Origin of the sequence: Streptomyces roseifaciens, assembly GCF_001445655.1 — a bacterium.
GTDB lineage: Bacteria > Actinomycetota > Actinomycetes > Streptomycetales > Streptomycetaceae > Streptomyces > Streptomyces aureoversilis.
In genome coordinates this window covers 2,727,687-2,746,866 of sequence record NZ_LNBE01000004.1, presented here as the reverse complement: position 1 = coordinate 2,746,866, position 19,180 = coordinate 2,727,687, and the positions used below count along the sequence as shown (strand labels likewise).

The following is a 19,180-nucleotide window of genomic DNA, read 5'->3' as shown; positions in this document are numbered from 1 at the left end:
CCGTTCGCGGGTCGGAACGGTGTCAACTGGGGGCATAAGTCCACGGACTGAGACAGAGCGCGCGTGACATACGTCTCGCCCGGCGGCTCACAGAAGAGGAACCCTTGAGTCCGTTACTCCGGACCGACCTGGTACCGACCCGATGCGGCACGGGGATCGCCCGTTATCCGATTTTGACATAGCGAGGCCCCCGAATGGTGCAGTCCGGATGGCAAGATGCCCCAATCACACGAGGTCGCGACATCCAAGGGTGTGTGCTCCGGGCCTCGTGCGTCATCAGCGTTTTCCTGTGTTTGTTCTGTGTCTGTCCAACAGTCGGCTCCTTGGGCCACCCCCTCACCCGCAGGAGGAACCAGCAATGACCGCAAGCACCACCCCTCGCACGGCTGCCGCCAGGAGTCGTTTGGCCGCCGCCGGCGCGATCGCGGTCGCCGGCGCCCTGCTGCTCACCGGCTGCGGCGACCAGCGGGACAAGACCGGCAACGAGGCCGGCCAGAGCGCCCAGGGTTCCAAGGCCCCCCTCTTCGACAAGCTGCCGAAGAAGATCCAGGACTCCGGCGTCATCAAGGTCGGTTCGGACATCGCCTACCCGCCGGTGGAATTCAAGAAGGACGGCAAGGTCGTCGGCATCGACCCCGACATCGCCGCCGCCCTCGGCAAGGAACTCGGCGTGAGGGTCGAGTTCAACAACGGCACGTTCGACGCGCTGCTGACCGGTCTGCGATCCAAGCGTTACGACATCGCGATGTCCGCGATGACCGACACCAAGGACCGCCAGGACGGCGTGGACCCCAAGACCAAGAAGAAGGTCGGCGAGGGAGTCGACTTCGTCGACTATTTCAACGCCGGCGTCTCGCTCTACACCAAGAAGGGCGACACCAAGGACATCAAGGGCTGGGACGACCTCTGCGGCAAGAAGATCGCGGTCCAGCGCGGCACGGTCTCGCACGACCTGGGCAAGTCCCAGTCCGAGAAGTGCGAGAAGGACGAGAAGGACTCCATCTCCATCGAGGCCTTCGACACCGACCTCGAGGCCCAGACCCGGCTGAAGGCCGGCGGCGTCGACGCCGTCTCCAGCGACTTCCCGGTCGCGGCGTACGCGGTCAAGACCTCGGGCGGCGGCAACGACTTCGAGACGGTCGGCGACCAGGTCGAGGCCGCGCCGTACGGCATCGCCGTTGCGAAGGAGAACACCCAGCTGCGGGACGCCCTGAAGGCGGCGCTCGAAGCGATCATCAAGAACGGTGCGTACGAGAAGGTCATCACGACCTGGGGCGTCGACGCAGGTGCGGTCAAGGAAGCCAGGATCAACGGCGGTTCCTGACGAGTCGCCGCCGCGCGGGCGCGTCCCGCCGCGGCTTCCCCCGTCCCCCTCACCCTCGTACGGATCTGCTGAAAGGCACTCCCCGTGACTTCTTCCCCTGACTCCCCGTCGCCCGACAAGCCCGACGGGAAGGAACCCACCAAGCCTGCGGAGGCGGCCGAGGCCGCGAAGTCGGCTGACGCCGCGAAGTCGGCGAAGGCGGCCGAGGCCGCCGAAACCGGCAAGGACGCGGCCGCGGAGTCCGCGGACGCGGACAAGGCCTCCGAGGCCGCCGAGCCGTCGGATGCGGACAAGCCCGCCGACGACGCGAAGGCTGCCGACTCGGACGAGCCGGCCGACGCCGGCAAGACCGACAAGCCCTCGGACGCCGACGAGGCCGCCGGCGCCGCCGCGGCCGGTAAGGACGCCGACGCCGAAAAGGCCGACGGCGCCGACAAGTCCGCGGGCGCGGACAAGTCCGACAAGCTCGCCAAGTCCGGCGACTCCGGAAAGGCCGAGAAGGCCGAAAAGGCCGACAAGGGCGCCGGTGACGACAAGCCGGCCGGTCCCGCCAAGGGCGAGGACGCCGCCAAGAAGGCCGCGACCGCCACCGCGACCGTCCCCGAGGCGGTCAAGGCCATCCCCGTCCGGCACTACGGCCGCTGGATCTCCGGCGTCGTCGTCCTCGCCCTCCTCGGGCTGCTGGTCAACGCGTTCGCCTCGGCGAAGATCCACTACAGCACCATCCCGGACTACCTCTTCGACTCGACGGTCGTCGAGGGCCTCGGCAAGACGGTCCTGATCTCGGTGCTCGCCATGGTGCTGGGCCTCGTGGGCGGCATCCTGCTCGCGGTGATGCGGCTGTCGAAGAACCCGGTGACGTCATCGGTCTCCTGGGCCTACATCTGGTTCTTCCGGGGCACCCCGGTCTACGTCCAGCTGCTGCTGTGGTTCAACCTCGCGCTGATCTTCCCGTACATCAACCTCGGCCCCATCTACCGGGACGAGATGAGCGACTTCATGACGCCGTTCATGGCCGCGCTGCTCGGCCTGGGGCTCAACGAGGCCGCCTACATGTCCGAGATCGTGCGGGCCGGCATCAAGTCGGTCGACGAGGGCCAGACGGAGGCCGCGCACGCGCTCGGCATGAGCCAGGCCCGGACGCTGCGCCGGATCGTGCTGCCGCAGGCGATGCGGGTCATCGTGCCGCCGACCGGCAACGAGTTCATCAACATGCTCAAGACCTCGTCGCTGGCAGCGGCGGCGGCCCAGTATCTGGAGCTACTGCGCTCCACCTCCGACATCGGGCAGACCACCGGCGCCCCGGTGGAGATGCTCTTCCTCGCGGCCACCTGGTACCTGATCCTCACCAGCATCTTCAGCGTCGGCCAGTTCTACCTGGAGCGGCGTTACGCCCGCGGTTCCCTGCGGACCCTGCCGCTCACCCCGTGGCAGAAGGTCAAGGCCAACCTGTCCTCCTTCAGCAACCGTCCCAAGGGAGGCGTCAGCGCATGAACGCGATGGTGAAGGCCGAGGGCGTCCACAAGTCCTACGGCGCCGTGCAGGTCCTCAAGGGCATCGACCTCGAGGTCGCCCCGCGCGAGGTGTTCTGCCTCATCGGCCCCTCCGGCTCCGGCAAGTCCACCTTCCTGCGGTGCATCAACCACCTGGAGCAGGTGAACGCCGGCCGGCTGTACGTCGACGGCCGCCTGGTGGGCTACCGCGAGCAGGGCGGCAAGCTCTACGAGCTCAAGGACAGCGAGGTAGCCAAGAACCGCCGGGACATCGGCATGGTGTTCCAGCGCTTCAACCTCTTCCCGCACATGACGGCGCTCGCGAACGTCATGGAGGCGCCGGTCCAGGTCAAGGGCGAGACGAAGGCGGTCGCCCGGGAGCGGGCGAAGAAGCTGCTCGACCGGGTCGGCCTCGGCGACAAGGCCGACAACTACCCCACGCAGCTCTCCGGCGGCCAGCAGCAGCGCGTCGCGATCGCGCGGGCCCTGGCGATGGAGCCGAAGCTGATGCTCTTCGACGAGCCCACCTCGGCGCTCGACCCGGAGCTCGTCGGTGACGTCCTGGACGTCATGCGGGGCCTGGCCGAGGACGGCATGACCATGATCGTGGTGACCCACGAGATGGGCTTCGCCCGCGAGGTCGGCGACTCGGTGGTCTTCATGGACCAGGGCGTGGTGGTCGAGTCGGGCAACCCGCGCGACGTGCTCACCAACCCGCAGCACGACCGGACGAAGGCGTTCCTGTCGAAGGTGCTGTAGCGAATCGAATCCCTGCGCAGGGGGCGGTACGGGTCCGGGACCCGTACCGCCCCCTGCCGCTTGCTACTTGAGCGCGAGCACCATCGCGTCCGAGGGCGAGCTCCAGACCGTCCGGGCCTCGGCGAAGCCCGCCTCGCGCAGCGTCCGCGCGTGCCACTCGGCGGAGGGGGTGTCGCCGTCGGCGTGCTCCCCGTAGATCTCGAAGCGCTCGGCGGTCGGCCCGGCGAGCACCGGGTCGGCGGCGGCGAGCTCCCACCACGCGCGCCAGTCGAGCGCGCCTTCTGCCTTGGCGCGGTCCATGCGCGCGTGGCGCAGCGCGCGTTCGGCCTCGTTGATGCGGGGCGTGCCGGCGTCCGGCATGTGGTCGGCGTTGAGGAAGACACCACCCTCGCGGACGACTCCGGCAAGCTGCCCGTAGAGGGTGTGCAGGGAGTCCGAGTGCAGCCAGTGGAGGGCGGTGGCGGTCGGGAACTCCCGCTAAACGCACATGCGTGCGAGAGCGGAGTTCACGCAAGATGGATCACATGATCACGAGTGAGTACGACGGGTGCGGAAAGTGCCTGGTGGGGGTGCGTCGCCTCTCTCGAAAGACAGACTCGACCAACAGCCCCGAGAAGCAGTTGGGCCAGGTGCTCAGCGCCGTTGAGGCGGTGGGCGGGCACGTCATCGCGTGGGCGGACGACTGGGAGGTCTCCGGCGCTACCGACCCGATGACCCGCCCGAAGCTCGGCCCGTGGCTCCGGAACGAGATGGGGCCGTACGACGGCATCGCCGGATCGGCCGTGGACCGGATCGGCCGCAATCAGCGTGACGTCCTGAACACGGCGTACCTGGTCCACGAGTCCGGCCGTCTACTCATCACGTACGGGCACGCCGGGCCATGGAACCTGGATGACCCGGCCGACGAGATGCGGTTGTCCATGGAATCCTTCGGCGCACAGATGGAGCTGCGCGCGATCCAGAAGCGCAACCGCGACGAGACGAAGCGGGCGCGGGACGCCGGGCAGCCCAAGCAGAAGAACCGGTACGGATACCGGTTCGTCCGGCTGATCCCTACCGGCAAGGTGGATCACGTCGAGTTGGACCCTGTGGCGTCCCTCATCCTCCGCGACGTGGCGGAGCGCATCCTCGCCGACGAGACGGGCACGGTGACCGTGCACACGGAGGCAGCACGCCTCAACCGCGCGGGGGTACTGTCGCCCGCCGATCACCGTTCCGTGATGTACGGACGCAAGCCCAAGGGGACGCTCTGGAACGCTAAAGCCCTCAAGCGGATGTTGGTCAGCGAAGCGTCCTTGGGCTATCTGATGCACGACGAGCGGCCTGTCATCGGCGCGGACGGACACGCTGTACGCATCGCTGAGCCACTATGGGACCACGCAACCCGCGATGCGCTGGTCAAGAAGACGGCCCCGCAGTGGACCGGAAAGCGCGCTCCCAAGGGCGTCCGTCTGCTCTCAGGAATCGCGTTCTGCGGCGTGTGCGGACAACGGCTGTACATGATGGCTCGAACCGGCCAGAACCCCTCCTACGGCTGCACAGCGCGTACACGCGGCATCCCGTCATCGGCCAAGTGCAAGCCCGCCCCCAGCATGTCCGTTCCTCGGCTGGACAAGGAGGTGACGGACTGGTTTCTCGACGAGTACGGAAGTCATCAAGTCATGCGCAAGGAATTCGACCCTGGCACGGGGTACGCCGCTCGCATCGCTGAAATCGACGCAGACCGTACGCGCCTCCGAGGAGACCGTCAGGCGGGCCTCTACGAATCCGAGGCCGATACTGAGTGGTACCGGACCGAGTACACCCGGATGACGCGGGAAATCGAGGAGCTGAAGAAGCTCCCCGAGCGACCGGCCGGGATGCGATTGGTGCCGATCGGTCGAACCATTGAGGCCAGCTGGACGGCAGCCCCGGACGACGCTGCCCGCCGAGAGATCCTTACCGAGTTCGACGTGCGAGTAACGCTCCATCCTCAGGGCGCCAAACAGCGCGTCCATAGGACCGGGCTCAACCCGGAGCACCGTGCAGCGAACCAAAGGGCCGCGGAGGAGCATGCCGAAGCAAATGCCCTAGCTTCCTTGGAGGAGGACGCAGAGGCGCTCCGATGAGCTGATCAGTACGCCACGCCCCGGTTAGTCAATGAGACTGACCGGGGCGTTCCCATGCCCGCACGCGGGCTTGCAGGACATCGCTGGGAGCCGACGCCAGCCACCCGCCGACCGGGTGCCCTACAGCGGACCGAAGCGGTGTTGGGGTGACGGTTTACAACACTCTTTTAGGAGCACATCGAAAAATCTAAGAGGAAAGGAAGTTGGTGTCTCAAACGGCACTGCGTCATCGGACAGTCCCGTGGGCAAGGCTTGCTCTCCCCTATATCCCGGGAGAGAAGCTGCTCCCTTCAAGTGCGGCACCCGCGGCGGATGGCGCACGCTCGATGTCCGGCGCGTCGAGTTCACGATCACGGGGGGGCTTGACCCCACGATCGAGGAGAACAGCAGCGTTGCGGACGACGTTGCTACAGAGGACCGGCCGGAGACCGCTCCTGCCCCGGGTGCCCGTGTCCGCATCGCTCAACCTGCCATCACTGAAACCGCGTAACAGCTCTCTGCCGTCATGGCAGCGGCCCGGATAGCTCCTGCCTCTAGGGGCGACCCCATGCCTGCAGATGGACTTACAGAGCTTTTCTGCCTCTCCACGGGCCCCGAGCTCAGGCCGAGACCGCCCTACAGCGGACCGAAGCGGTGTTGGAGTGGTGGTTACCACCACTTTTTTAGAACACATAGAAAAAATACAGAGAAAGAGAGATCGCTACCCCAAACGGCACCGCGCCACCTGGGAGCAGTCCCGGCAGGAATCTGTCCGTCCCTACAGATCCCGGAAGCGGGGCGCGACGAGACCGCGCCGGGCACTGCAGCCACGGTGACTGGCTTGGAACTCGTCCTCCCCTACCACTTGCGAACGCAGGAACAGTGATCCTTACAGTCCTTCCGGTTCGGGAACTCGTCGGTCCCTACTGCTCACAGCACAGAGAGCGGGATTACCGCGCACCTCCGGATGGGACATCGGCGGACTGAGTGCCCGACTCTCGGAACGAGCGTTGCCCGTGCACGGGCGCCTAGCTACCCGTCGGCTGGGCGTCCTACAGCGGACCGAAGCAGTGTTGGGGTGACGGTTTACACCGCTTTTTTAGAAACACATAAAAAAAACTAAGAAGAAGAGAGGTTGGCGTCTCAAGCGGCACTGCGCCACCGAGCGTGGTCCGGGAAACCTTCGCCCCCCACTACTGGGGAGGACAGAGAAGGACAGCCGTCCGGCAACGGCCGGGAAACCTCCGCCTTCCACTACAACCAGGGAGAGGGTCAGCCGTGTCCTCGCGGTTCAGGCACGGTCCACCCGCGAAGGCTCTGTTGCGGGATAGGTTCGCCCTCCACGTATGAGTAGGGGAGGTTTGCGCGCGGACGACAGACTTCCTGCTGATACTGCACCAGCAGAACACTGCCCCACTTGCGCCCCTGGATGACTCATCGGGGCGCTTTTTCGTATCTGAACACAGCGACAGATGGAGCGATCATGAGTGACAGCTTGAACCGAGCGTCCTTCCTGGATGGACGACGCGACAAGGAACGCATGCGCGCAGAGGCGTGGAAGTGGGACGAGGGCATGGAGCGCCTTGCCGCCCTCCGGGATTCCAACCCTGAGATGTTCGAGCGCATAGGGGTCACTACCCGCATGAGTCTTGGCTACTACGAGAACGACAAGACCGCCGCCGCGAAGTACGGGCGCAACGTCAACAAGGGTGGTAAGTGACGATGGCTACTGAGATTGAAAAGGCTGCCGAGCGGGTTGCGAAGCTGCGGGCGCAGGTGGTGAAGGCATCGGGTCCACTCGCTGACGCAGAGGCCCAGTTGCAGGCTGCAGAAGAGGCGGAAGCGGCGCGACGTGCCGCGCGTGCAGAGACGTACAACCGCAAGGTTGTCGAGACGTGGCAGGAACGGGCTGAAGAGGCGGGAGACTCCGGTGACGCCGCACGGGAACGGTTCCATGAGGCCCTTGCTTCGGAGCCGTGGTTTGCCGCGTATGTCGAGTACCGGGCAGCGCGGCACAAGCGCGGTCATGTGCTGACTGAGGCGCACCGGGCACAGAATGCGTTGGGTGAAGTGGTCACTGTTCCTGAGCAGCGCTGGTATGACGCCCTACTGCTGGAAGACATCGTGGCGCACGCTGACAGGATGGCGGCCGAGCTCGCTACCGAGTTCGACCAGGAGCTGTACGACCGGCGGGAAGCCTACATTTCAGGGACGGACTGACATGGCTGTGGATGCACTCGACCCCGGGCCGAACGGGGACTACCCGTACTTCCCTCGGGATGCCATGGGGCGGCCCGTGTGGGCCGACTCCCCTACTGGTCTTCCCGTGATGAATGGTGGGGCGCCCATGCCGCGTGGGGTTCAGCAGATGCGAGACCCTGCAGACCCCGGTCGGCTGGTGCTCGTGGACGCGACTCCGCGGCTGCCTGACGGGACGCCGATTGTTCCTCCGGTGGTCCCGCCAGAGCGGTAGTGGCTGCGTAGCAGGCCAGTGCGGGGCGTGTCGTCTCATTTGAGGAGGCTCGCCCCGCGGGCCTGGTCGACGTGGATCATGTGCGGCCCCCGCGATGGGAGGGCCCGACACGGACAGCAACGTTCAGGTGCTGTGCCGCGAGTGCCACGCGCTGAAGACGAGCACGGAGTTTGGGGCTGCTGCCGTGCCGTGATCGGCTGTCTATTCGATAGCAGTTACGATACGGACCGTAAATCGGGCGTTATTACCTTTCCCGTCTCCTACCTGCCAAGCGACGAGCGCTCTATCGCTTGATGAAATGCTGTACTTGTTAGAGCCAACCAGAGGGTTACCCCAGGAGATTGAGACGCCTGTAGTGATTGGGTCATCTTCACCGCGAAGATGGTCAGGACAGGTCCCACCGGTGCCTGCGACCCCAAGTGTTACTGAGCCACGCGTTCCTGAAAGCCCGCTTGACCTACTGTAGGCGAATACGGAGGTACTCCTCGGAGAGACGAGCCCGCCTGCAGGCAGATTTCCGTCGGGTGAGGCTTTAAAGTCAAGGTCGGCAAATTCGCAGTCCGTGTCGTTAACGACGATGACAGTGGTACTGCGCGCCGCCCCCCTCTCGATAGCGCCAATCAGATCGGCAAGTACCTGCCCTGGCTTCGGCGTATCCGCCTGAGCCGGGGTTGTCAGGGAGAACGTAAGGGCGGCGACTGCCGTGATGGCGGCAGTTCGGCAACGAGCACGCATCTGGGGCCTCCTCCTATTCGCTGCTGGGTGTTGAACCGGAGGGGATCTACTCACACCTTCCTGCTCTGACGCATCGCGTCACTCATACGAAGTCTGACGGAACGATTGTCCACTCTTGGGCGATTCTGGCCCGAACCATGCTGAGGGGAATCGGTGCAGGTAGGGCGCTTTACTTGGCAAGCTATCCGGGCTTCCGGCCATGAAGGCGTTGGCCTCAGTTCTGCACGCCTATGGAGTAGCAACAAGCCCGATCCCCGTGAGGTGATCCCCCGTGCCTCGAAGACCCCGCCCCCCGTGCTCTACCCCCGGGTGTCCTGAGCTGACCCGTGCCGGCGGGCGCTGTGAGCGGCACCAGCGTGAGGCTGAGCGGGACCGTGCTTCAGGTGGTGGTGCCGTGTATGACACCCGTTGGCAGCGTCGCCGACGGGCCTACCTGTACGCCCATCCCTGGTGCGTGCTGTGCGGTCGAGCGGCTCGTGTTGCCGATCACTTCCCTCTGAGTCGACGGGAGTTGCTCGCTCGGGGCGAGACGGATCCTGATGCGGCGAAGCATCTGCGTCCGCTGTGCGTCGGCTGCCACAACCGGGAGACGGCCAAGCGGCAACCGGGTGGATGGGCCGCTGAGGCTCGATCACGGCGTGAGGCCGAGCGTCCGCCGTTCTGACCAGGGGGGTACCCCCTGCCCCCTCCGACGCTGAGCGGCAGGGAGATTAGAAAAACGCGCCGGGGCTGGAGCAGAGTTTGGGATCCCTCGGGCAGGTTCGAATTCCAGGTAGGAGAATGCATGGCAGACAGATATAGGCCTAAACCTGCAATCCAGCGGGCGCGCGAAGGTAACCCTTCGAAGACCGCAATCCGAGAGGGGGTGATCGTGCCGCGCGCGATTCTCGCCGAGCCGGAATGGTCCGAGATCTTCAAGACTTCACCCGATCCCGCCGTTGAATCGGCGAACGTTCGGTGTCGGGAGGTTGCGTCAACAGAGTGGCGGCGCGTCGTCCCTGTTCTGGAGGTGTCCGCCGGTATCGGCGACGTGGATCACGCCACGGTCAAGGATCTGTGCGTGTGTGTCGCTCGCATCGACCAGGCCGAGCGGGACCTGTCCGAACGTGGGCTGATGGTCACTGCCGAGCGGGGCACTGTGAAGAACGGGGCCGCCACGATCGCGGGGCAGTACCGCACACAGCTCGCCCGGTATATCCGAGAGTTGGGGCTATCTCCGAGCGCCCGCGCAGCAATCTCAGTGTCAGGGCCCGAGGATGAAGACTCGGATATATGGGACTGACGCAGCTCGACTGCTTCCGTGCCTTCCGGGCAAGGGAATAAGGCAGGGAACTGGCGGGTTCCTGTGCGCTCTAGGCAGCCTCTACGGCCCGGCGTAGCGCATCCTTGTGTTCCCATGACCAGGGGGCGTCTCGCAGTTCCTCCGGTAGTCCGGCGAGCCCGGAGGTCAAATGGTCGACAGCTTCACTGTAACGCCCGAGTGCGAGTGTGCAAATTCCCATATTCAGGCGGTTGAACGCGGGAGTCAACCAGTAGGCCGTGTCCGGCGGAGGGAGGGAGGCCGCTTTATCTGTCAATCCTTCAGCTTTCTCCACCATACGCAATGCCGCGTCGAGTTCGCCCATAGCCGCCATCCCCGCTGCCGCTTGGAGGAGGTCTCCGATTCGCTGGGCGGGGTGTGCACCTGGTGCGGTGGCTGCGGCAAGGAACCATCGAGCAATGCCCTGAGGCCTGCCTTGCTGTCGGGCAATGTAGCCCTTGAAATTCAAGGCTTGGGCCGCAAGGGTGCCGTTACCGATTTCGTCTGCCAACTCTAAAGCATCGTTGAGAAGTCCGACCGCTTGGCTGTCCTTGCGGACTTGGGCGAGCATCCATCCCGAGAATTGAACCCACTCGGAGGCGACTTCCGCCAATCGGTCCCTGTGGGGCCCCCGGGCACCCCTGAGCATTCGGGTGACCTCTTTCGTCTGCGCCACGGTTGCCGGGATCACCGACTCTGGCTTCGCCGTATCGTCCAGCCGCCGGTAAGCGGCCAAGACATCGGCAAGTGCGTCCACAGTTCCGGCGTCCAGACGGGAAGGGTTGGCGGCACTGCGGGAAACCCTCGACTTTTCGTCGTCGCTGAGCACGGTCGCGGCCAATGCACCTCCCGCCCCAACGAGATCATCCATCAATTCTGCGAGCTTCGCCGACGGGTTCTGCTTGCCGTTGAGCACTCGGGAGAGGTAGGCGACGTCGTATTCCATGGCGCGTGCGGCAGCCTTCATGGAATAGCCGCTATCCCGGAGCGCCCTGCGGGCAAGATCAGCAAAGTCACTCATCATGAACCTCTGAGGGTTGACTGGTGGTGCTTCCAGAGTAGTCAACCCTGGTCAACTCCCGTGTTAGCACTGCACGTCGAAGTATGGACCGATGCAAGTACCCCCGCGACGCGGTGAACGTCCGGGGGCCGTGGACCACCTGAAAGAGGCAGGCAGCCATGAGAGAGCATAGGCGGGAGCAGTCCAGGACAGGCGCTGGTGCAGGAATCGATCTAGGCAGATTCGGGCCTGATCACGCGCCCGCCCGGGATTTGCCCCCCGTGCGGCACACCATCGTGGAGACGATGGCAACGCACTGGGCCGGCTACCGCTCCGGTGCCCTGGTTGTGGACAGGGACACCGACCGCATGGGCGTGATGCAGGCGCGCACAGAGGACGGCTACCCGATCGCGCCGGTTGACGGGAGCGGCGGCCGGTGGACGGTCCGCAGCATGGACCGATTGCGTATCGCGACCAATGAGGAGCGCCGGGCGCTCGGGCTCGGACCCCGGAGCGTGGACTAATGCCCACTCCTCCGTTCTCCCTACCGCACTGCGCCGGGAAGTGGATGGCGCCCGACCCTCCCTCGTCGCCCCCGTGCCGTGAATGCGTTGCACTGGGCGCTGATCTACGCGAGGCCCACGACGGTGGCGACGACTTGGGGATGCTCGTGGCACGCGCCCGACTCCTGCGGCACCTCGCGAAGTGCCGCCGATGGGTGGTGGTCGCGTGATCGAGCAGCACCCCGCCGACGACGTACGCCCGGTCCTGGTCATCACCCCGGACGGGGCTGCCGCTTCGAACTCGCCGAGGCCTGAGGCCCTGGTACCCGCCTATAACCCGGCCGTGTACCGCACGCCGCAGTTCCGGGACGTGCTGAGGGCGGCGGTTGACGAGCGCATAGAAGAGCTGCGGCAAGAGACCCGGGACGCCGCCGCTCTGCTCGCCGCTACCGAGTACTTCAAGGCATCCTGCATGCCGCCTCGGCAGGGCACCCCCTAGACCGTCCGCCCCTCTGCCAGACGACCCCGCACCCCCGAGGGGCCTAGCACAGGGGCGGGCCCTACCAGGAGACAGGTTCATGAAGCCCAGTGCGGCGGCGGAGGAAGCCCGAGCCCGGGTTCTCTCGCAGATGCCCACCGTCATAAATCGCTACAACGACGGTGAAGAGTCCATGAGCGATCTTGCCGCCAGCCTCGGTGTCGGTCACATCTGGCTACGCGCAGCATTGGTTGAGCGCGGCGTACGCATCCGCGGCCGGTCGGAGGCTGCCGTCATTCGATGGCGCAGGAAGCAGGAACGCGAGCGCAAACCGTAGATCGCTAGGGCCCCAGATTCCTGCCCTTCCGCCAGTCGGTGGGGGCAGGCCGAACCTCCGCCCGATCGTCTGAGTGACGGACACCGCCCGATGTGAGGCGGCCGGGCGGGTGTACCACCGCCATAGAAAGGACACGACATGGTCAAAAAGGGCGCCAGAACCCCGCAGGGCGGGTCTCACGTCGTCAAGGTGCCGAACCGACCGACGCAGGCCGACCCCGAGGGGAACCGGGCGGAGCGTCGCAAGGCTGCGAAGGAAGAGCGTAAGAACAAGTGACCCACCACGACTTACCGCGCTGTCCACGCACCCGCAAAGCCAGCTTTGAAGACGAGAGCGACGCGCGGCTGTTCATCGCAACGGTCGGGCGCGACGCCCCTGCCGACAGGCCGCTGCCGTACCGCGCTTACGACTGCAACTGGTGTCCCTACTGGCACGTCAGCAAGAGCGGCATCAGCCGCAGGGCCGGAAGGTACTGAGGCACCCGGACCCCCGCCCGGTCGCCCCAGTGCTAGGCCCACGAAGGTCAGCAGCCCGGCGGGTTCCCGCAACACCCGACGAATGGAGTCCCACCATGGGTGGCAAGGATGAAGTCAACGGATACGACGTGTTCGAAGAGGAGATCGTCACCGCGTCGGAGCCGGAGCCGGACACTCAGGAAGGCGACGATGACTGATGAGTGACACCCCATTCCCGGACGAGCCGCTGAGCAACCGGGCCCGGATCGGCATGCTGATCAAGCGCGATCTACCCGACCAGCCCGGACCCTCCGAGTGGTGCGGCAAGCACCCGAAGGAACGGACTCAGCTCGTGGTCCGCAAGGGATGGGTCTGTCTTGACTGCGTGCGGGAAGAGAGCAAGAACCAGCCGTAGTCAGCCGCACTCACGCCCCGTCCGTGCCCTCACTTCGAGGCGTGCGGGCGGGGCTTCCGCACGTCCACCTAGATCACGCATCCGAAGAGGACCCTTCTGCCACCTGGTCCCCGTGGGTAGGGTGTGTGTTTAGAGGGAGTTCCTGGTGAGTACGGCGTCGTAGTGCTCGTGGGGCAGCCGTGCGGTCCAGTCCGGGTCCTTGAGGTCCGCGGTGACGAACCGGACGCGGTCGTCGCCGGCGAAGGTGCCGCGGGCGATGGTCAGCAGGGCGGGGTCCAGGTCGACGCCGGTGGAGACGGCTCCGGGGAAGCGGTCCAGCAGGCGGGCGGTGATGGTGCCGGTGCCGCAGGCGAGGTCGAGCACGCGGGGCGTGGGGCCCGCGAGGGCCTCGACCATGTCGAGCATCACCCGGAACCGCTCCTCGCGGTCGGGCAGGTACCACTCCTGCTGCCGGTCCCAGCTGTCCTGCCAGGCGTTCCAGTCCGTGCCGACGACGGCCTCGGTCATGAGGTTCCTCCAACGGGTCATACCGTGTAATACCCTCGGTCCTACACCGACCATTACAGGCCGGTGCGCCGACCTTAGACCGCCCTGCGTAAGGACCACAAGTGGAACTGGCCTATTACTCGGACTTCGCTGTGCGGCTGGTCAACAGCGAGGAGCCCGGCCGCGGCACGGACACGCTGACCTCCGTCGAAGCCGTGCGCGAGCTCTTCGGGCCCAGCGCCCAGGGGGCCCGGCGGGCGGGCGACAGCGACGTCACCCGGCTGAGGGCCGTCCGGGCCCGGCTGCGCGCCGTCTTCGAGGCCGCCGCCGAGGGCGACGAAGTGCGCGCCGTGGACCTGCTCAACGCCCTGCTGATGGAGTACCCGGTCAGCCCGCAGGTCTCCGGGCACGAGTACCGCGACGAGGACGGCCGCCCCAAGTGGCACATGCACATCGCCGACCACGCGGCCAACGCCGGTGCCTCGTACGCCGCCACCGCCTGCATGGGCCTCGCCGTGCACCTGACGGAGTACGGCGTCGACCGGCTCGGCATCTGCCAGGCGTCGCCCTGCCGCCACGCCTACCTCGACACCTCGACCAACCGCTCGCGCCGCTACTGCTCCGACCGCTGCGCCACCCGCGCCAACGTCGCCGCCTACCGCGCCCGCAAGCGCCTGGAGAGCCGCGCGGCCGAGGCCCCGGCGGGCAGCGACCGCACCGGCCTGAGCGCCGAGGCCAGCCACGACAGCAGCGCGCCCGCCGAGCGCTGACCCGCCTGCGGGGGCCGCCGCAGCCGCACCAGCGCGCGGGCCACGACGAGCTCCTGCGGCACCACCCCGAACTCCCGGCTGTCGTTCTCCACCAGCGGGTTGTCCCCGCGGACCCACCAGCCGCCCTCGCGCAGCTCCACGGCGCGCTTGACGATGAGCAGATCCTGCCGGAACGGGTGGCGCAGCACCACCACGTCACCCGGCCGCACCACCGCTCCGTACTGGACGACCAGCTGGTCCCCGGGGTTCAGGGTCGGCACCATCGACGGGTTGTAGACCTCCGCCAGCCCGATCCGCAGCAGTCCGCGACGCTCACGGTCCAGCTCCTGCCCGCGCTCGTCCACCTGCTCCTGCACCGCGGCACCTCCCGGTCCGTAATCCTCCACCAGTCCCAGACTGACACCGGACTTTTGTCCTAAGCCCCCCGGGGCACCCGAGAAAAGCCTTCCCACACCGAGTAATCTCGCACCTGAGAAGACGATCACGAGGAAGGACAGCTCTTATGCTCTCCCGCCTGTTCGCACCCAAGGTGCGAGTCAGCGCCCACTGCGACCTGCCCTGCGGTGTCTACGACCCCGCCCAGGCGCGCATCGAGGCAGAGTCGGTCAAGGCCGTCCAGGAGAAGTACCAGGCGAACGAGGACGCGGACTTCCGCGCCCGTGCGCTCATCATCAAGGAGCAGCGCGCGGAGCTCGCCAAGCACCACGTCTCGGTGCTCTGGAGCGACTACTTCAAGCCGCCGCACTTCGAGAAGTACCCCGAGCTGCACCAGCTGGTCAACGACACCCTGAAGGCCCTGAGCGCGGCCAAGGCGTCCAACGACCCGAAGACGGGCCAGAAGGCGCTGGACTACATCGCCGAGATCGACCGCATCTTCTGGGAGACGAAGAAGGCCTGATCAGGCGGCATGGCGCTGTCCGCACCCGGTCCCCGGCCCCCGTGAGGGAGGCCGGATGGACCGGGTGCGCTGCTGTTTACGGGCTCTTCCGCGTACGGGCTGCGCTACGTACGGGCTTTCCTGCGTGCTAGCACCAACGCCGCCCCGTACAGCGTCAGCACGACGGTCATCAGGCCGTAGTAGAGCGGCGGCAGGGCCGTCATGCCCAGGGCGGGGCCCAGGGGGGACAAGGGCAGGAGCAGGCCCGTGACGGCGAGGGCGGCGGCCGCCAGGCGGACCGGTATCGGGGCCCGGCGCTCGGCCGCGTCCCTGCCGGCACGGAGCAGGAGGATGACCAGGGCCTGGGTCAGCAGGTTCTCCGTGAACCAGCCCGCGTGGAAGGCGGCCTGTCCCCCGGCGCCGCCGCCGGGGTGCACGGTCAGGGCCAGCACCCCGAAGGTCGCGAGGTCGGCGGTGGCGTTCAGCAGGCCGAAGCCCGTCATGAAGCGGAACAGGGCGCGCGGGCGCAGCACCACGGGGCGCAGGTGGGCCGTGGCTCCGGGCCGGTCGAAGGCGAGGGCGAGCTGGGCCGCGTCGAAGCACAGGTTCTGCACGAGCACCTGCGCGGGCAGCATCGGCAGGAACGGCAGCAGCAGGCCCGCGGCCAGCATCGCGATGACGTTGCCGAGGTTGGACGAGAGCGTGATGCGCAGGTAGGCGGCGATGTTGCCGGTGCTGCGGCGGCCCGCGACGACGGCCCGGTCGAGGGCGGTGAGGTCCTTCGAGGCGAGCACGACGTCGGCCGCCTCGCGTGCCACGGCCACCCCGTCGCGCGGGCAGATGCCCACGTCGGCGGCGTGCAGCGCGGCGAGGTCGTTGACGCCGTCGCCGAGGAAGCCGGTCGTGGCGCCGGAGGTGCGCAGGGCGCGGACGACGCGGGCCTTGTGCTCGGGTGCGCAGCGGGCGAAGACGGTGGTGCGGGCGGCGAGCCGGGCGAGTTCGGCGTCGTCGGCCGCGTCGATCCGGGCGGCCGTGAGGGGTTCGCCGGGGTCGAGCCCCAGGTCCCGGCAGGCCCGGGCGGCCGTGCCCGGGTGGTCGCCGGTGAGGACCTTGACGGTCACGCCGCGGCCGGCGAGAACGGCCAGGGCCTCCTCGGCGGTGGGCGCGAGGGCGTCCTGCAGTCCGACGAAGCCGACGAGGGTGAGCTCCTGCTCGTCCTCGGGGGCGTACGGGCTCGCGCTCGCGGGCCGCTCGGCGAGGGCGACGGCGAGCACCCGCAGGCCGCTCCCGGCGAGGGCGTCCGCCCGGGCTGCGAGGCGGGTGCGGTCGGCAGGGCCGATGACCCGGGCGTGACCTCCCTCGCTCACGCGCGTGCACCGCTCCAGGACGTCCTCCGCGGCGCCCTTCACCACGAGCACGTACCGGCCCGCGGGGGCGGCGGCGTCCGGGGCCGGGCGGAGCAGGCGGACGTTGCCCGGCAAGCAGTCCTGCAAGGAGTCCTGCAGGGAATCCTGCGGGGAGTCCGGCAGGAGGTCCGGCAGGAGGTCCGGCAGGGTGCCCGGCCGGCCGCCCGCCACCCGGACGAGGGCCGACGCGACGCGGCGCCCGGGGCCGCAGGGCAGCGCCGCGACGCCCTCGACGCCGTCCGCGCCGCCGCCCCGCTCCTCGTCCGCGTCGAGGAGCGCCTCGTCGAGGGCGTCCGGGGCGGGCAGCTCGGCGAGGTGCAGGGTCCAGAGGGCGGCCACGGCGGCCCAGTGCAGTACGGCCGGATCCTCGCGGCCCTCCGCGTCGACCGCGCAGGCGAACACCGGCCGGTCCTGGGTGAGGGTGCCCGTCTTGTCGACGCACAGGACGTCGACGGCGCCGAGGTCGTGCAGTGCGGGCAGCCGTCGGACGATCACCTCGCCGCCGCGCGCGAGGAGGGCGGCGCCGCGCGCCAGGGCCGTCGTGACGACGACCGGCAGCATCTCGGGGGTGAGGCCCACCGCCACCGCGACGGCGAACGGCAGCGTCTCCATGCCGCGGCCGCGCACCAGCGCGCTCGCGACCAGCACCAGCGGCGCGACGAGCAGCATGCACCGCACCAGCGTCCAGGCGATCCCGTTCACGGAGCGGTCGAAGGGGCCGGGGAGCCGGCGGCCGCGGTCCTGCGGCAGGACCCCGGACAAGGCCCCGGACAGAACGGTGTCCGCGCCGGTGGCGACGACGACGCCGGTCGCGCTGCCGGAGACGACGCTGCTGCCCTGGAAGCACAGGTCGCCGGCCGCGCCCTTGGCGACGGGCGCGGACTCCCCGGTCAGCGCCGCCTCGTGCACGGCCAGGCCGGTCGTCCGCAGCAGCCGGAGGTCGGCGGGGACGAGGTCGCCGGGGGCGAGGAGGACGACGTCGCCCGGCACGAGCTGCTCGACGGGCAGCTCGCGGGTCACCGGCTCCTCCGTGGCCGCGGGGCGGCGGCGGACGGTCGCGGTGGTGGCCAGCAGCTCGCGCAGGGCGGCCGCCGAGCGGTCGGCGCGGTGCTCGCCGGTCGCACGCAGCACACAGCTGACGGTGACGAGGACGGCGATCACGCAGGCGGTGCCCCAGGCGGCGAGGGCCGCCGACACCAGGCCGAGGGAGAGGAGGACGGCGGTGAAGGGGTCGCGCAGGCTGCGTGCGAAGCGGCGCGGCCAGGGTTCGGGGCGGCGCCCGGGGAAGACGTTCTCGCCGTGGCGCGCGAGCCGCTCGTCGGCCTCGGCCTCGGGCAGTCCGCGGGGCCCGCTCTCCAGCGCGCGCAGGACCTCCAGGGTGGTGCCGGTGCCTCCTCGCGCGGCGGAGCGGTCAGGCTCCCAGGCCATGGAGGCGCCCGGTGCGGGCGGCGCCGCGCCCGGCGGCCCGGCCCGTCCCCCCGGCCTCGCGGTCGGCGAGCTGGCCGACCATCAGCCGGACGATCGCGACGACGTGCGGGTCGTCCACGAGGTAGACCATGCGGCGCCCCTCGCGGCGCGACCGCACGAGCCCGGCCAGCTTCAGCTTCGCCAGGTGCTGGCTGATCGCGGGGAGCGCGCCGCCCACCCGCTCGGCGAGGGCCGTGACGTCGCTCTCGCCCTGGGCGAGGGCCCACACCAGGTGGAGCCGCGCGGGCGAGGCGAGCAGCCCGAAGGCCGCGGCGGCCTCGGTGAGCACGTCCGCCGAGGGGTCGCCGAGGCCTTCGCCGAAGTCCTCTTCGACGTCCTCGAAGCTTCCGACACCTGCGGCCACTGTCGCTCTCCCGTTCCTGCCGCGCGTCCCTGTGCCCGGCACGACCAGTCTAGGCAGGCCGAGGGGAGCGGACGGGCGGACATGCGCCGCCCGGGGGCTGGGCAGAAGTATCGAGAGCAACCGGTCCGGAACGGCGGCAACAGGCTGCAAAGGGGGGACCCGTGGAAATCTCCGGAATTTTCAGTGCCATCGTGATCGGTCTGATCATCGGCGTGCTCGGCCGGCTCATCGTGCCGGGGCGCCAGCACATCGGGGTGCTGTGGACGATCGTGGTCGGCATCGCCGCCGCGTTCCTGGGCGCGGCCATCGCCCACTGGCTGGGCGTCGACGACACCAAGGGGGTCGACTGGATCGAATGGCTCATCCAGATCGCGCTGGCCGCGCTGGGCGTGGCCGCGCTCGACAGGGCGAAGGCGCGGCACTGAGGCGTACGGAACGGCGTATGGGGAGG

18 protein-coding genes and 3 pseudogenes are annotated in these 19,180 nt (G+C 68.2%); 15 read left to right on the top strand and 6 right to left on the bottom strand.

The genetic code is table 11. From position 1 onward, the window contains the following. Window positions 1-358: 358 nt before the first annotated feature. The 3 genes and pseudogenes from AS857_RS29545 to AS857_RS29535 all read left to right on the top strand — a co-directional run bounded on the left by AS857_RS29545 (window position 359) and on the right by AS857_RS29535 (window position 3,576). Window positions 359-1,324, top strand: coding sequence for an ABC transporter substrate-binding protein (locus tag AS857_RS29545; RefSeq protein WP_058046230.1), 966 nt, complete (start codon window positions 359-361; stop codon window positions 1,322-1,324). A gap of 528 nt (window positions 1,325-1,852) precedes the next feature. Beyond that, window positions 1,853-2,818 (top strand): annotated as a pseudogene (locus AS857_RS39260) (amino acid ABC transporter permease); the annotation flags it as partial. After that, window positions 2,815-3,576, top strand: a complete 762-nt coding sequence (locus AS857_RS29535) for an amino acid ABC transporter ATP-binding protein (protein WP_058046229.1) — start codon at window positions 2,815-2,817, stop codon at window positions 3,574-3,576. The pseudogene AS857_RS39260 and the gene AS857_RS29535, both read left to right, overlap by 4 nt. Window positions 3,577-3,639: 63 nt before the next feature. On the opposite strand, the pseudogene AS857_RS29530 reads toward AS857_RS29535, so the two are convergent. Further along, window positions 3,640-4,041 (bottom strand): annotated as a pseudogene (locus tag AS857_RS29530) (SAM-dependent methyltransferase); the annotation flags it as partial. Between the two features lie 59 nt (window positions 4,042-4,100). Here AS857_RS29530 and AS857_RS29525 point away from each other — a divergent pair. The 5 genes from AS857_RS29525 to AS857_RS29510 all read left to right on the top strand — a co-directional run bounded on the left by AS857_RS29525 (window position 4,101) and on the right by AS857_RS29510 (window position 10,153). Further along, on the top strand, window positions 4,101-5,684 hold the full coding sequence (locus AS857_RS29525; protein WP_058047147.1) for a recombinase family protein: 1,584 nt from the start codon (window positions 4,101-4,103) through the stop codon (window positions 5,682-5,684). A 1,462-nt stretch (window positions 5,685-7,146) separates the two neighbouring features. Then, on the top strand, window positions 7,147-7,383 hold the full coding sequence (locus tag AS857_RS29520; RefSeq protein WP_063804378.1) for a hypothetical protein: 237 nt from the start codon (window positions 7,147-7,149) through the stop codon (window positions 7,381-7,383). Between the two features lie 2 nt (window positions 7,384-7,385). After that, window positions 7,386-7,883, top strand: coding sequence for a hypothetical protein (locus tag AS857_RS29515; RefSeq protein WP_058046227.1), 498 nt, complete (start codon window positions 7,386-7,388; stop codon window positions 7,881-7,883). A 347-nt stretch (window positions 7,884-8,230) separates the two neighbouring features. Beyond that, window positions 8,231-8,329 carry an HNH endonuclease gene (locus tag AS857_RS39255; RefSeq protein ID WP_107105678.1) on the top strand — a complete coding sequence of 33 codons (99 nt, stop codon included), beginning with the start codon at window positions 8,231-8,233 and terminating at the stop codon, window positions 8,327-8,329. Window positions 8,330-9,655: 1,326 nt separating this feature from the next. Further along, on the top strand, window positions 9,656-10,153 hold the full coding sequence (locus tag AS857_RS29510; RefSeq protein WP_173864819.1) for a phage terminase small subunit P27 family: 498 nt from the start codon (window positions 9,656-9,658) through the stop codon (window positions 10,151-10,153). A 70-nt stretch (window positions 10,154-10,223) separates the two neighbouring features. Here the strand turns inward: AS857_RS29510 and AS857_RS38185 are convergent, their stop codons facing one another. Next, the gene (locus AS857_RS38185) at window positions 10,224-11,195 is read right to left on the bottom strand and encodes a helix-turn-helix domain-containing protein (RefSeq protein WP_245700569.1); all 972 of its coding nucleotides are present in this window, start codon (window positions 11,193-11,195) and stop codon (window positions 10,224-10,226) included. A 281-nt stretch (window positions 11,196-11,476) separates the two neighbouring features. Here AS857_RS38185 and AS857_RS29505 point away from each other — a divergent pair, with 281 nt between their 5' ends. The 4 genes from AS857_RS29505 (at window position 11,477) to AS857_RS29495 (ending at window position 13,359) form a co-directional block, all read left to right on the top strand. After that, window positions 11,477-11,695 (top strand): hypothetical protein, encoded by a 219-nt coding sequence (locus AS857_RS29505; RefSeq protein WP_144440904.1) that lies wholly within the window; start codon window positions 11,477-11,479, stop codon window positions 11,693-11,695. A 205-nt stretch (window positions 11,696-11,900) separates the two neighbouring features. After that, window positions 11,901-12,173, top strand: coding sequence for a hypothetical protein (locus AS857_RS29500; protein ID WP_058046225.1), 273 nt, complete (start codon window positions 11,901-11,903; stop codon window positions 12,171-12,173). 79 nt (window positions 12,174-12,252) lie between these two features. Next, window positions 12,253-12,489 (top strand): hypothetical protein, encoded by a 237-nt coding sequence (locus AS857_RS39685; RefSeq protein ID WP_144440903.1) that lies wholly within the window; start codon window positions 12,253-12,255, stop codon window positions 12,487-12,489. Between the two features lie 672 nt (window positions 12,490-13,161). Continuing rightward, entirely contained in the window at window positions 13,162-13,359 is a 198-nt protein-coding gene (locus AS857_RS29495; RefSeq protein WP_058046224.1) for a hypothetical protein, read from the top strand. Between the two features lie 132 nt (window positions 13,360-13,491). Here the strand turns inward: AS857_RS29495 and AS857_RS29490 are convergent. Beyond that, a pseudogene (locus AS857_RS29490) lies at window positions 13,492-13,866 on the bottom strand (class I SAM-dependent methyltransferase); the annotation flags it as partial. A gap of 101 nt (window positions 13,867-13,967) precedes the next feature. Here AS857_RS29490 and AS857_RS29485 point away from each other — a divergent pair. Continuing rightward, the gene (locus tag AS857_RS29485) at window positions 13,968-14,615 is read left to right on the top strand and encodes a CGNR zinc finger domain-containing protein (protein ID WP_079110715.1); all 648 of its coding nucleotides are present in this window, start codon (window positions 13,968-13,970) and stop codon (window positions 14,613-14,615) included. Here AS857_RS29485 and sodX read toward each other — a convergent pair. Next, window positions 14,501-14,971: a nickel-type superoxide dismutase maturation protease gene (gene sodX / locus AS857_RS29480; protein ID WP_058046223.1), complete on the bottom strand. Its 471-nt coding sequence runs from the start codon at window positions 14,969-14,971 to the stop codon at window positions 14,501-14,503. The genes AS857_RS29485 and sodX overlap by 115 nt on opposite strands. A gap of 146 nt (window positions 14,972-15,117) precedes the next feature. On the opposite strand from sodX, the gene sodN reads away from it, so the two are divergent. After that, the gene (gene sodN, locus AS857_RS29475; RefSeq protein WP_058046222.1) at window positions 15,118-15,513 is read left to right on the top strand and encodes a superoxide dismutase, Ni; all 396 of its coding nucleotides are present in this window, start codon (window positions 15,118-15,120) and stop codon (window positions 15,511-15,513) included. 104 nt (window positions 15,514-15,617) lie between these two features. Here sodN and AS857_RS29470 read toward each other — a convergent pair whose 3' ends face one another. Together AS857_RS29470 and AS857_RS29465 are read right to left on the bottom strand one after the other, a co-directional pair. Then, window positions 15,618-18,326: an HAD-IC family P-type ATPase gene (locus AS857_RS29470; RefSeq protein ID WP_058046221.1), complete on the bottom strand. Its 2,709-nt coding sequence runs from the start codon at window positions 18,324-18,326 to the stop codon at window positions 15,618-15,620. Beyond that, window positions 18,310-18,729, bottom strand: coding sequence for an ArsR/SmtB family transcription factor (locus AS857_RS29465; RefSeq protein WP_058046220.1), 420 nt, complete (start codon window positions 18,727-18,729; stop codon window positions 18,310-18,312). The genes AS857_RS29470 and AS857_RS29465 overlap by 17 nt, the downstream gene beginning before the upstream one ends. A gap of 161 nt (window positions 18,730-18,890) precedes the next feature. On the opposite strand from AS857_RS29465, the gene AS857_RS29460 reads away from it, so the two are divergent. Further along, entirely contained in the window at window positions 18,891-19,154 is a 264-nt protein-coding gene (locus AS857_RS29460) for a GlsB/YeaQ/YmgE family stress response membrane protein (RefSeq protein ID WP_058046219.1), read from the top strand. The last annotated feature ends 26 nt before the right edge of the window (window positions 19,155-19,180 follow it).